The organism is Chryseobacterium sp. GP-SGM7 (assembly GCF_049166575.1).
Lineage (GTDB): Bacteria > Bacteroidota > Bacteroidia > Flavobacteriales > Weeksellaceae > Chryseobacterium.
Map to the genome: position 1 here is coordinate 1,834,737 of NZ_JBMHFF010000001.1, position 13,096 is coordinate 1,847,832.

A 13,096-nucleotide genomic window follows, 5' to 3' on the forward strand; every position below is an offset into this window, starting at 1 on the left:
ACTATTTTTTAGCTAAAACAATTTCTACACGGCGGTTTTTGCTCATATCTTTTTCGGTGAGTTCCGGATAAATTACAGGATTAAGATGTCCCAAACCTTCAGCTTTAATTCTGTTGGGCTCAATTCCCATTTTGATTAAAAAATTTTTGATGGCATTAGCTCTTGTGAAAGATAAATTGAATGTTTTTAAATCTAAATCTTCCCCGTCAAAGTTTTCATAATCACAACAGATGTGACCCTGAAGCTCTACCTCAAGTGTCGGATTTTTCTTTAAAATCTCAAAAAGCATAAATAATTTAGGAGTTCCTTTCGAAAGCCAGACGTGACGACCGCCCACGAAATTTACATCAGGCAGTGAGAAAGTATCACCAACTTTCATCTGCGAAATTTTCACATCAAAAAAGCTTGGATATTCACTTCTTGAAATTTTTTCTCCTTTATCGAAAAACTTTTCAATAAAAATATCAACTCTACGGTTTTTGGCTAATAAATTTTCGGTACTGTTATCATTAATTTGCTTTGAAATTCCTAATCCTACCGAACTTGCCAAACTGATATTCCCACCGATTTTATATTTTAAATAATCCGTGACGTTTTTTGCACGCTTTTCAGATAAATTTTTATTCAGTTCTTCGTTGCCGAGTGGATTGGCATTTCCGAAAATCCTGAAAGTAAGTTTTGATTTCAAACTGGCTATACTGTCTAGTTTTATTTTAGATTCTTTGGTTAGTTCAGAGCTGTTGTTCGAGAAATAAATTGAGGTTAGTGTTTGCGCATTGAGTTCTACAGAAATCAACAAGAACAAAATAAAATATTTCATGACAGTTTGAGTTTTACATAGAACGGAGAATTGCTTATTTATTGTTGATAAAAATAAAAATCCTGAAAAAATTTCAGGATTCTGTATATAAACTATTGTTGATAAATCAATTAAACCAGCTTCATCAAAACATTCTCATCAATCTTCTCCACTTTTACCAAACCTCCTTTCGTTAAAGTTTTTGAAGCTTTATCCCACTTTTTACCGGATAATTTGCTTAACGTTTTTACTTCCGCCAAAGCAACCTGCTCACCTGATTTTAAAATATCAAGAATCAAATGTTCATCTTCACCTAACTCTATTTGAGGCGTTGTTTTTTCAGGCTTCATCTGTGGGAAGAATAATACTTCCTGAATTGACGGATTGTTTGTAAGGAACATAATCAATCTGTCCATTCCGATTCCTAAACCTGAAGTTGGCGGCATTCCGTATTCTAAGGCTCTTAAGAAATCTTCGTCGATAAATCCTGTTGCTTCATCATCTCCTTTTTCAGATAATTTCAACTGCTCTTCAAAACGTTCTCTCTGATCGATCGGATCATTTAATTCTGAATAGGCATTGGCAATTTCTTTACCACAAACCATCAATTCAAAACGCTCCGTCAAACCTTCCTGGCTTCTGTGTTTCTTGGTTAAAGGTGACATTTCAATCGGATAATCGGTGATGAAAGTTGGCTGAATGAAGTTTCCCTCGCACTTTTCACCAAAAATTTCATCAATTAGTTTTCCTTTACCCATCGTTTCGTTCACCTCAATTCCGATAGATTTTGCGAAATCGAACAATTCCTGCTCAGATTTTCCGGTGATGTCGAAACCAGTATATTTTATGATCGCTTCCGTCATAGAAACTCTTGGATAAGGTGCTTTCCAGCTGATTGTATGTTCGCCGAAAACAGATTCTGAAGCTCCGTTGACAGAAGTTGCGCAGAATTCCAGTAATTTCTCTGTGAAATCCATCATCCAGTTGTAATCTTTGTAGGCAACATAGATTTCCATGGCTGTAAATTCCGGGTTGTGGGTTCTGTCCATCCCTTCATTTCTGAAGTTTTTTGAGAATTCGTAAACCCCATCAAAACCACCAACAATCAGTCTTTTCAGATACAGTTCATTGGCAATTCTTAAATATAATGGAATATCTAAAGCATTGTGATGCGTCATAAAAGGTCTTGCTGCAGCTCCTCCAGGAATCGACTGCAAAATTGGAGTTTCCACTTCAAAATATCCAGCTTCATTGAAGAAAGTTCTCATTGCGTTGAACAGTTTTGTTCTTTTCACGAAGATTTCTTTCACATGAGGATTTACCGTTAAATCTACATAACGCTGTCTGTATCTTAATTCTGCATCGTTGAAAGCATCGTGCACTACTCCATTTTCATCAGTTTTTGCCTGAGGAAGAGGTCTTAAAGCTTTCGTTAAAAGCGTGAAGTTTTTTACCAAAACCGTTTTTTCACCCACCTGAGTTGTGAATAAATCTCCTTCGATCCCGATGATATCACCGATGTCTAAAAGGTGTTTGTAAACGTCGTTGTATAAAGTTTTGTCTTCTCCGGCACAGATTTCGTCCCGGTTGAAATACACCTGAATTCTGCCTGTAGAATCCTGCAATTCAGCAAAAGAAGCTTTCCCCTGAATGCGGCGGGACATCAATCTTCCCGCAATCTTTACCTGTTTACTTTCTGCGAAATTCTGTTTTATAGATTCTGTAGTATCTGTAATGGTGTATTCTTCCGCCGGGAATGCGTTGATTCCCATTTCAACAAGCTTATTCAGCTTTTCTCTTCTAATAATTTCCTGTTCTGATAATTGCATTGTAATTCAATTTTTTCGAAATGCAAAAATAGTGAATTTTAAGCGTTTATGAAACCTGAATTTTGGTTTAACCATAAAAGTGACAAAAGTTTTTTATTACGTTGATGTTGTGAAGGTTTACTTTTTAAAGTTCACAGAATTGAATCGTTTAATTTTTGGGTAAAATAGCGTAAATTTCTACAAAATTGCAGCCCGACTTGAGTGGAGCTCTTTTTGTGAGGAGGTACGACGAGCAAAAAAGCGGGAACGGAAGGCGGAAATTGCTGCCCGAATAAAATTACTCGATAATTAAAACCAATCTTTTCGGTTTTCTTCTGGAATAAAAGTCCAGGCTAAAATTCTGCTTATTTTTTGACCCTGAGCCATTTCAATGGTTTTGATATCGACAGCGTTATTATTTTTTAAACGGGTAATCAACTGATGGAGATTGTCTTTCTTGGAAACCAAACTTGTAAACCACAAAACCTGTGTAGAAAACAAAACACTTTCATCAATCATCTTTCGAATGAACTCCAGTTCTCCGCCTTCACACCATAATTCGGAATGTTGACCGCCGAAATTAAGTTTTGGATTCTGGACTTTCTTTTTCCGAAGATTATTATTTTTCCTGCGATTTCCGAGCATTGCATTTTCCTCAGATTCATGGAAAGGCGGATTGCACATGGAGAACATGAACCTGTCTTCAGGAGAAATTATGTTTTTAAAAATAAAATCGGAATCGGGCTGAAGTTGCAGTGTAATACTTTCTGATACGTCAGGATTTTGTTCTAAAATTTTGTTCGCGTTATCTAAAGAATTGGAATTAATGTCGGTTCCCAAAAATTTCCAGCCGTAAGAATGATGAGCAATTAATGGATACACCAAATTAGCTCCGGTTCCGATATCTAAACCTTTTACTACATTTCCTGTTGGAATTTGTCCATTTTCTTCCGCTAATAAATCTGCCAAATAGTGTACATAATCTGCACGACCGGGAATTGGCGGACAAAGATTACCTTCCGGAATATCCCAGTTTTTGACTTCATAATATTTCAGAAGCAATGCTTTGTTGAGCAATTTTACAGCTTGCGGAAGACTGAAATTGATCGTTAACGTGTCGTAATCATTCTTGAAAACATAATGTTTCAATTCCGGAACACAGGAAATCAACGAATTGAAATCATAGGAATTCCGATGCAGATTTCTTGGGTGCAGCGTTGATTTTTCGGTCATTAATTATTTTTTCTGACTTAAAATATATTCGACCATTTTTTTTGCGTCTTCTTTAGAAAACTGAGAATGTGGTGCCATAGGAACATCACCCCATACTCCACTTCCGCCTTCTATAATCTTTGAAGCCAACTGTTCGATATCCTTTTGAGAATATTTTTCAGCGATTTCTTTGTATGATGGTCCGATCATCCTCTCATCGATACTATGACAGGCCAGACAATCGGAAGTTTCGATCATCGTCTGTCCTGAAGCTTTTGACACAACCGGAGTAGCCACATCTGACGAATCGGTAGATTGTGGCTGAGTGGTTTCTTTTTTAGAACAGGAAATGGCAAGTAAGCTCACCAATCCTGTTACCAATATTTTTTTCATTACTTAGCTGTTGCCGTAGAATCTTTCATCGCAGGTGCAGGAGTTGCAGCAGGAGCCGGTGTAGAATCAGTTTTCTTCGCTGTAGAATCGGTTACTGTTGTAACTGCAGGTTCTTCCAACATAATGTTGCTGTCTTGTAAAGAATGGTCTGCTTTTTTTGAACAGCTTGCCAATACTAAACCTCCAATAAATGCGATTGCTAATACTTTTTTCATATCTAAATATTTTTTTTAATTATTAAGTGAAAAACAAATTCCGATTTCACGGTTTCTCATTTTCGGTCACAAAAATATAAAAATAAAGTTTTATACAGGTGAGTTCTGTCTCTTTTTTAAGCTATATTTTGTATTATTTTTTTTAATTAATAATCATTATATTTAATGATGATTTCAAAGCTGATACAATGGTCATCATATCAAAAATACTTTTTTTCTTCAGTCATCACGGTTTCTATTCTGTATTAATATTTATTTTATTTTTCGGGGTTTTATCTGTCGTCACACGGAAAGCCTGGGTACTCATATTTATAATTCCTTTTTCGGTTGGAAATGGTTTTGCCGGGCAATACCTAAACGCTTGGTTTCTTAATAAATATGGTGTAGAAAGCACGGCAATTATCACATCAGACATTGAAACCAACTCAACTTTGAATGACCAATATATTCATGAGTATGAAGCCATTGTAAAAAAACAGGATGGCAAATATGTTGAAACTTTTTTTTCAACGATGTCTGCAGCAATTTATCCTCTTGAAAACGCAATCAGAATTCCAGCTCAGGACAAGGAATTTCCGGTAAAATTTGTTCCGGGATATGAAAAAAACATCGTTATACTTTTTCAGCAATCTGAAGAAGGTAAAAGATTAAGAATGTACGAACAGCAACGTCCAATTAATTCTGCAAGAATAAAATATGAAGCAGACAGAACCAATAAAAAATTCATAACAGATTACATTACTGCTTTGGAAGATTATGTAAAGGTGTATGATAATCAATCATTAAAATTGAAAATCAAAGTACTGAAAGAAGAATTACAACTTTTGGAAAAATAAATTATCATTTTTTATCTCCGGTATCAAAAAAAATTCTACATTTGTCTCATGATTATTTCAGTTAACAAAAATTGGTGGTGGCATTCAAACTCTTCGTCGGGTCTGGAGCTATCGTCTTGTTGTTAATATACAGCCGGAAATTATAGAAAAATATACAGAGACTTTGACGATTGCGTTAAAGTCTTTTTTTATGTCTAAATCTTTAAAAAAAATAAAAAATGTCAGATTCCATTATAAAAATTAAAACTAAATCTAAAAAAACACTTGGTGATTTGCAGACTCCTATGAATATTTATTTGCAGATCAGAGATAAATTCAGAGATACAATTCTTCTGGAAAGTTCAGATTCTAAAAATATTGATAATAATTTTTCATTCATTGCAATCAATGCTATTGCCGGAATCGAGATTAAAAATTTGAATGAATTTGAGGTAAAATTTCCAAATCAAAATCCTGAAAAAAAGTCTTTAGAAAATGAAAATATCCCGGAATTACTGAATAATTTCTCTAAAAAATTCGAGTGTGAAAAAACCCATGATAAAATTGAAGAAACCGCTCAATCACTTTTTGGATATACAAGTTTTGAGGCAGTTCAGTTTTTTGAAGATGTAAAATTCAAACCTCAAAGTGAAGAAGTTGAAATCCCTATTCTTCGTTACAGATTGTATCAATATGTAATTGCGATCAACCATTTTAATGATGAAATGCATTTAATTGAAAATCAAATTAATGGGGTAAAATCTGAATTCAGAACACTCGAAGATTTAATTAAAAATAAAAATGCGGTTGTTTATCCGTTTGAAAAAACGGCTGAAGAAACATCTAATATCACCGATGAAGAATATTTAAACTTGGTTGAAATTGCTCAGAAACACTGTATGCGAGGTGATGTTTTTCAGTTGGTTTTAAGCAGAAGATTTGAGCAGAAATTTCAGGGAGATGAGTTTAATGTGTATCGCGCTTTGAGAAATATCAATCCCTCTCCCTATCTTTTTTATTTTGATTACGGGAATTATAAATTATTTGGCTCAAGTCCCGAAAGCCAGTTGATTATTAAGAGCAACAAAGCCATCATTCATCCTATTGCAGGAACTTTTAAAAGAACAGGCAACCTGGAAACCGATCTACAATCTATAGAATCTTTAAAAAACGATCCTAAAGAAAATGCTGAGCACACGATGTTGGTCGATTTGGCAAGAAATGATTTAGGAAAATTAGGAAAAAACGTAACGGTTACCAAGCTGAAAGAAATTCAGCTTTTTTCCCACGTTATTCACATGGTAAGCGAGGTAACGGCAGATTTAGAGGAAAATGCCAATCCGTTTGAAATGGTTGCCACAACATTTCCACAAGGAACTTTAAGTGGTGCACCAAAATACAAAGCTTTACAGCTAATCGATAAATATGAGAAAGATTCGCGTGGATATTACGGTGGCTGCATCGGAATGGTGGGTTTGAACGGCGAATGCAATCAGGCCATTATGATTCGTACTTTTTTAAGCAAAAACAACACTCTTTTTTATCAGGCCGGAGCTGGTTTGGTGGCAAAATCTAATGCTGAAAGCGAACTGCAGGAAGTGAATAATAAGTTGAATGCTTTGAAAAAGGCGGTTGAGAAAGCAGAAAAACTTTAAAAATTTGAAATTCGATGTTTGAAATTTGAAATTAACAGACATCATATTAACAAAACAGTAAACGAAATGAATTTAAAAATTATAAATCATAATTCTAAGACTCTTGTTTTTGACAACTACGATAGCTTCACATACAATCTCGTTCAAATTATCGAGCGGGTTTTAAATCAAAAAGTTGACGTTTTCAGAAATGACCAAATTTCGCTTGAAGAAATTGAGAAATACGATAAAATAATCCTTTCTCCAGGTCCGGGAATTCCGGAAGAAGCAGGAATTTTATTGGATTTAATAAAAAAATATGCTCCTACAAAAAGTATTCTTGGTGTTTGTCTCGGTCAACAGGCAATTGCCGAAGCTTTTGGCGGAAGTTTAATTAATCTCAGTGAAATTTATCACGGCGTTGCAACTGAAGCGATCCAGACCAGTGAACATAAACTTTTTAAAGATTTACCACAGACTTTGGAGGTAGGAAGATATCACAGTTGGGCAGTTAATCCTGAAAATTTCCCTGAAGAATTGGAAATTACCAGTACCGACAGCAAAGGAATGATTATGAGTTTAAAACATAAAACGTACGATGTTCATGGTGTTCAATATCATCCTGAAAGTATTCTGACGCCCGATGGTGAAACAATTATTAAGAATTTTTTAATGGGTTGATTGTTTTTAGTTAACGGTTGACAGAAAAACCTTCTTAACCAACAATAAAATACAAACAACCAGCAACAATTATCAAAATGAAAGAAATACTACAATACCTTTTCAATCATCACACTTTATCAAAGTCGGAAGCAAAAGCGATTATGATTGAAATTGCTCAAAATAAATTCAACGCCACGGAAGTCACTGCTTTTATCAGCATTTTTCTGATGCGGAACATTACTTTGGACGAACTGAAAGGTTTCAGAGAAGCCCTCCTCCAAATGGCTGTTCCGGTACATCTAAATACTAATGATACAATTGACATTGTTGGAACGGGTGGAGATGGAAAAAACACCATCAACATTTCTACCTTAGCAAGTTTTGTAGTTGCAGGAACCGGACAAAAAGTTGCTAAACACGGCAATTACGGAGCTTCAACAATAACAGGCTCGTCAAATGTGATGGAAGCTTTGGGGTATCAGTTCAAAAAAACTTCTGAGGAACTCAATGAAGATTTAGATAAAGCAAATATCTGTTTCCTGCACGCTCCGTATTTTCACCCTGCTTTGCAATCGGTTGTGGCTTTGAGAAAATCTTTAGGTTTAAGAACATTTTTTAATCTCCTCGGTCCGTTGGTGAATCCTGCGAAGCCACAATTTTCTGTTATTGGCGTTTATAATCTTGAAATTGCGAGAATGTATCAATATTTATTACAAAAGGAAAACAGAGATTTCGTTTTAGTCCACGGAATGGATGGTTATGACGAAATCAGTTTAACTCACGACAGCAAAATCATTACAAAAAGCGGAGAAAATATTTATTCGGCGGAAGATTTAGGTTTCAAACCTGTTGATGCAGAAAATATAAAGGCCGGGAATACACCCGAAGAAACGTCACAAATTTTCAGAAATATTTTAGAAGGGAAAGGGACAGATTCGCAAAATTCGGTAATTTTAGCTAATGCTGCAGTTGCTTTAAAGCACACCAATAAATTTGGAAATTATGAGGATTGCTTAAGCTTAGCAAAAGAAAGTTTATTTGATGGAAAAGCACTCAGAAGTTTACAGGTGTTGGTTGATGGTTGATCGTTTTCAACATGTATTATTTATCTAACAAATGACAACAATTAACAACGACTAATTTACAATGAATATCTTAGACAAAATTATACAAGCAAAAAAGCAGGAAATTTCAGATTCAAAATCAAAAATTTCTTTGCAACAATTGAAAGATTCTGAATTTTTTAATAGAAAAACTGTTTCATTAAAAGAAAGTATACAATCAGAATCCGGAATTATTGCGGAATTTAAAAGACAATCACCATCAAAAGGTATTATTAATGATCAAATTTCTCCATTGGAAGTGGTTTCGGCTTATGAAAATTTTGGAGCAAGCGGAATTTCTATTTTAACGGATAAAGAATTTTTCGGTGGAAGTTTTGAGGACATTCTTAATGTTAGAAATCATATCAGTATTCCGATTCTGAGAAAAGATTTTATGATTGATGAATATCAGTTTTACGAAGCAAAAAGTATTGGTGCAGATGTTATTTTGTTGATTGCAGCATGTCTTTCGCCACAAATAGTGCAGGAATTTACTCAGCTTGCCCATGAATTAGGGTTGGAAGTTCTGCTTGAAATCCATACCGAAGAAGAACTGAAACATTTTAATTCCGAAATAGATTTAGTCGGAATCAATAATAGAAATTTAAAAGATTTTAAGGTCGATTTGCAACATTCTGTTAATTTAAAAAATCAACTTCCGGAAGATGTCTTATCCGTTGCAGAAAGCGGAATTTACAATATTGAAGACTTCAATTATTTAAAAGAAAAAGGATTTGATGGCTTTTTAATGGGCGAATATTTTATGAAAAATGAAAATCCGGGAAATAAATTTCAGGAATTTATTTTTAATGTAACAATCTGAAAATTTCACCAATAATAATGTCTGAAAACCATCAACTATCAACCGAAATCCACCAGCCAAAACTTAAAGTCTGCGGATTGACCCAGCTCAATCAAATTCGTGAATTAGTGGTATTAGAGACTGATTTTCTAGGCTTTATTTTCTATGAAAAATCTCCGAGATATGTGTTGAATCATTTGAGTTTAGAGGAAATTTCAGAAATTCAGCATCAGAAAAAAGTAGGTGTTTTTGTGAATGAAAGTATTGAAAAAGTTATTGAAATCTCGGAGAAAGCGGATTTAAATTTTATCCAGCTTCACGGTGATGAAAATGAAGAATATATTATTAGGTTGGGGAAAAGATTAAGTGAAAATATAAAGATTATTAAAGTTATAAGAATTGGAAATCAAAATTTTGAAGACTTGCAAAAAATCATCAACAAACAATCATCAACCATCAACTACCTACTTTTTGATACCGACAGCAAAGCTTTTGGCGGAACCGGAAAAACTTTTGACTGGAATATTTTAAATGAAATGGAAATCCCGCTCCCCTATTTTCTGAGTGGCGGAATTTCTTTGGAAAACGTCCATCAACTTGCAACAATAAATCATCAACCATTCGCCATTGATGTCAACTCAAAATTTGAATTGGAAGCAGGAATGAAAGATTTAGAAAAAATAAAAGAATTAATAACCTTTATCAAGATTTGAAAATTTACAAGTTCCAACGGAGCGATCTTCTAAAGGATAAGATAAAATCCTATCCATACATGTTATTAAAAACACAAAGAATTATGTCACAATCATTAGTTAAAAATTATGTTCATATCATTTTCAGTACAAAACACCGAAATGATTTTATAGATGAAAGCATTGAAGAAGAACTTTTTGCCTATATATACACAATATGCAAAAATCTCAATAGCCCTTCCATTAAGATCGGCGGAACGGATAACCATATTCATATCCTTTTGACTTTGTCACCAAAATATGCACTGATGAAAGTTGTTCAGGAAATAAAAGCCCATTCTTCGAGATGGATAAAAACGAAAGGCAGAAAATATGAAGACTTTTTCTGGCAGGATGGCTACGGTGCTTTTTCAGTGAGTCAAAAACATATTTATGCAACAATTAATTATATCAGAAACCAAAGAGAACATCATAAAAATGAAGATTTTAAAACAGAATTTATCAATATTTTGGACAAGTATAAAACAAATTATGATGAAAAATACCTTTGGAATTAATGATGATCTAGTTCAGTCACGAAGTGACGTCTTTCTAAAGGAAAGGATGATAATCCTATCAAAATACAATGTAAATATGAATAGGACTCACGTCCTATCCTTAATAAATCGTCCTTTCAGGACTCTTTTTTAAATTATAAAACAAAAAATAATGAATTATAAAAACCCAGACGAAAACGGATATTACGGAGAGTTTGGAGGAGCTTTTATACCCGAAATGCTCTATCCGAATGTTGAAGAATTACAGAAAAATTATATTGAAATCATTGAATCTGAGGATTTCCAGAGTGAATATCAGGATTTATTGAAGAATTATGTTGGCCGAGCAACACCTTTGTATTTTGCAAAGAATTTAAGTAAGAAATACAAAACCAATATTTATCTGAAAAGAGAAGATCTCAATCACACCGGAGCACACAAAATCAATAATGCTTTGGGACAGGTTTTATTGGCAAAACGTTTAGGAAAAACCAGAATTATCGCAGAAACAGGAGCCGGACAACACGGCGTTGCAACGGCAACAGCATGCGCTCTTTTAGGTTTGGAATGTATTGTTTATATGGGCGAAATCGACATCCAGAGACAAGCTCCGAACGTTGCAAGAATGAAAATGTTGGGAGCGAAAGTTGTTCCCGCAACTTCAGGTTCAAAAACATTGAAAGATGCCGTCAATGAAGCATTAAAAGACTGGATTAATAATCCCGTAACCACTCATTACGTCATTGGAAGTGTAGTCGGTCCGCATCCGTTTCCCGATTTGGTGGCGAGATTTCAGAGTATCATCTCAAAAGAAATCCGAGAACAGCTTTTCGAACAAACCGGAAAAGAAAATCCTGATTACGTGATTGCCTGTGTTGGCGGCGGAAGCAATGCTGCAGGAACTTTTTATCATTTTGTTAATGAAGAAAATGTGAAACTAATCGCAGCTGAAGCTGGTGGTTTTGGAGTCAATTCAGGAAAATCTGCAGCAACAACTTTTCTCGGAACATTAGGCGTTCTACACGGAAGCAAAAGTTTGGTAATGCAGACAAAAGACGGACAAGTCATCGAGCCTCACTCTATTTCCGCAGGCTTGGATTATCCCGGAATTGGACCACTTCACGCAAATTTATTTACGCAAAAACGAGCCGAATTTTTCAGTATCAATGATGATGAAGCTTTACAGTCTGCTTTTGATCTGACAAAACTGGAAGGGATTATTCCTGCTTTGGAAAGCGCTCATGCTTTGGCGGTTTTAGACAAAAAAGAATTTAATCAAAATGATATTATTGTTATTTGTTTGAGCGGTCGTGGTGATAAGGATATGGAAACGTATTTGAAAAGGATGGATGAGGGAAGTTTGAAGATGGATGTTTAATTCTGTCTCAATAATAAAATCTTATGAAAGTACTGAAAGGACGATTTTCTAAAGGGTAGGATAAAATCCTATCAAACAAATAAAAAATAATATATGTCCATAATTATTGGTAATTTAATATTTAGCTCCATTTTTGTCATTCTGAAAGAATTTCAACACACTGAAATAAAATGATTTAGATTCCTCCGGAATGACAAAATGACTGCTGATTTTAGAATTATGATTAAAACCGGACATTCATTAAAAAATAATTGATTAAGGAAAAACCAATCAAATTTATGAATCAAAATAACATTCAGCCCAAATTCCTCAACATCTACTTTACCGCAGGAATTCCACAATTGGATGACACCACTGAAATCATCAAACTTATTCAGGATTCAGGAGCAGATATGATGGAAATAGGAATGCCTTATTCCGATCCGGTTGCTGATGGACCGGTCATTTCCCAGGCTCACGAATTGGCATTAAATAACGGTATGACCATCGAAAAACTATTCTCTCAGTTAAAATCTATTAAAGATGAAATCAGAATTCCTATTATTCTGATGGGTTATATCAATCCGGTTTTAAGTTTCGGATTTGAAAATTTCTGTAAAGAATGTTCGGAAAGTAGAATTTCCGGATTGATTATTCCTGATTTACCTGCTATAGAATTTGAAAAAAAATATGAAAAAATTTTAAAACAATATAATTTAAACTTCACATTCCTCGTTACTCCCGAAACTTCAGACGAAAGAATTTTATATCTCGATTCCTTAAGTTCAGGCTTTTTGTATGCGGTCAGTTCATCTTCTACAACAGGAAACGAGAATGCTGTTTTAAAAAACGAAGACTATCTTTCCAGGTTAGCATCTCTTCCATTAAAAAACCCAGTCATGATTGGTTTTGGAATTAAATCTAAAGAAGATTTTGAAAATGTGACCGAAAAAGCAGATGGTGGAATCATCGGAACTGCCTTTGTCAACATACTTCTTCAAAATAGAGATTGGAAGACTAAAGCAATAGATTTCATCCATTCCATAAAAGCATAAAAATCACTAAAT

14 protein-coding genes are annotated in these 13,096 nt (G+C 34.4%); 9 read left to right on the top strand and 5 right to left on the bottom strand.

Annotation, left to right across the window (positions count from 1 at the left end; genetic code table 11):
- Position 1: 1 nt before the first annotated feature.
- The 5 genes from ACOOWA_RS08230 to ACOOWA_RS08250 all read right to left on the bottom strand — a co-directional run bounded on the left by ACOOWA_RS08230 (position 2) and on the right by ACOOWA_RS08250 (position 4,427).
- Positions 2–820, bottom strand: coding sequence for an OmpA family protein (locus ACOOWA_RS08230; RefSeq protein WP_421374470.1), 819 nt, complete (start codon positions 818–820; stop codon positions 2–4).
- A gap of 110 nt (positions 821–930) precedes the next feature.
- Positions 931–2,628, bottom strand: coding sequence for a lysine--tRNA ligase (gene lysS, locus ACOOWA_RS08235; protein WP_421374472.1), 1,698 nt, complete (start codon positions 2,626–2,628; stop codon positions 931–933).
- A 288-nt stretch (positions 2,629–2,916) separates the two neighbouring features.
- Complete coding sequence (gene rlmF, locus ACOOWA_RS08240; protein ID WP_421374474.1) at positions 2,917–3,840, bottom strand: 23S rRNA (adenine(1618)-N(6))-methyltransferase RlmF; 924 nt, start codon at positions 3,838–3,840, stop codon at positions 2,917–2,919.
- A gap of 3 nt (positions 3,841–3,843) precedes the next feature.
- Positions 3,844–4,212 carry a c-type cytochrome gene (locus ACOOWA_RS08245; protein WP_421374475.1) on the bottom strand — a complete coding sequence of 123 codons (369 nt, stop codon included), beginning with the start codon at positions 4,210–4,212 and terminating at the stop codon, positions 3,844–3,846.
- Positions 4,212–4,427 (bottom strand): hypothetical protein, encoded by a 216-nt coding sequence (locus ACOOWA_RS08250; protein WP_421374476.1) that lies wholly within the window; start codon positions 4,425–4,427, stop codon positions 4,212–4,214. The genes ACOOWA_RS08245 and ACOOWA_RS08250 overlap by 1 nt, the downstream gene beginning before the upstream one ends.
- A 188-nt stretch (positions 4,428–4,615) precedes the next feature.
- Here ACOOWA_RS08250 and ACOOWA_RS08255 point away from each other — a divergent pair, with 188 nt between their 5' ends.
- The 9 genes from ACOOWA_RS08255 (at position 4,616) to trpA (ending at position 13,084) form a co-directional block, all read left to right on the top strand.
- On the top strand, positions 4,616–5,263 hold the full coding sequence (locus ACOOWA_RS08255; protein WP_421374478.1) for a hypothetical protein: 648 nt from the start codon (positions 4,616–4,618) through the stop codon (positions 5,261–5,263).
- A 218-nt stretch (positions 5,264–5,481) separates the two neighbouring features.
- A complete protein-coding gene (locus ACOOWA_RS08260; RefSeq protein WP_421374480.1) occupies positions 5,482–6,897 on the top strand; it encodes an anthranilate synthase component I family protein in 1,416 nt (471 codons plus the stop codon).
- Between the two features lie 66 nt (positions 6,898–6,963).
- Positions 6,964–7,557: an anthranilate synthase component II gene (locus ACOOWA_RS08265; protein ID WP_421374481.1), complete on the top strand. Its 594-nt coding sequence runs from the start codon at positions 6,964–6,966 to the stop codon at positions 7,555–7,557.
- 77 nt (positions 7,558–7,634) lie between these two features.
- Positions 7,635–8,624: an anthranilate phosphoribosyltransferase gene (gene trpD / locus ACOOWA_RS08270; RefSeq protein WP_421374482.1), complete on the top strand. Its 990-nt coding sequence runs from the start codon at positions 7,635–7,637 to the stop codon at positions 8,622–8,624.
- A gap of 61 nt (positions 8,625–8,685) precedes the next feature.
- Entirely contained in the window at positions 8,686–9,465 is a 780-nt protein-coding gene (gene trpC / locus ACOOWA_RS08275; RefSeq protein ID WP_421374483.1) for an indole-3-glycerol phosphate synthase TrpC, read from the top strand.
- Positions 9,466–9,482: 17 nt separating this feature from the next.
- Positions 9,483–10,157, top strand: coding sequence for a phosphoribosylanthranilate isomerase (locus ACOOWA_RS08280; RefSeq protein ID WP_421374484.1), 675 nt, complete (start codon positions 9,483–9,485; stop codon positions 10,155–10,157).
- Positions 10,158–10,240: 83 nt separating this feature from the next.
- On the top strand, positions 10,241–10,693 hold the full coding sequence (gene tnpA, locus ACOOWA_RS08285) for an IS200/IS605 family transposase (RefSeq protein WP_421374485.1): 453 nt from the start codon (positions 10,241–10,243) through the stop codon (positions 10,691–10,693).
- Between the two features lie 151 nt (positions 10,694–10,844).
- Positions 10,845–12,050, top strand: coding sequence for a tryptophan synthase subunit beta (gene trpB, locus ACOOWA_RS08290; RefSeq protein ID WP_421374487.1), 1,206 nt, complete (start codon positions 10,845–10,847; stop codon positions 12,048–12,050).
- A 278-nt stretch (positions 12,051–12,328) separates the two neighbouring features.
- The gene (gene trpA, locus ACOOWA_RS08295) at positions 12,329–13,084 is read left to right on the top strand and encodes a tryptophan synthase subunit alpha (RefSeq protein WP_421374488.1); all 756 of its coding nucleotides are present in this window, start codon (positions 12,329–12,331) and stop codon (positions 13,082–13,084) included.
- The last annotated feature ends 12 nt before the right edge of the window (positions 13,085–13,096 follow it).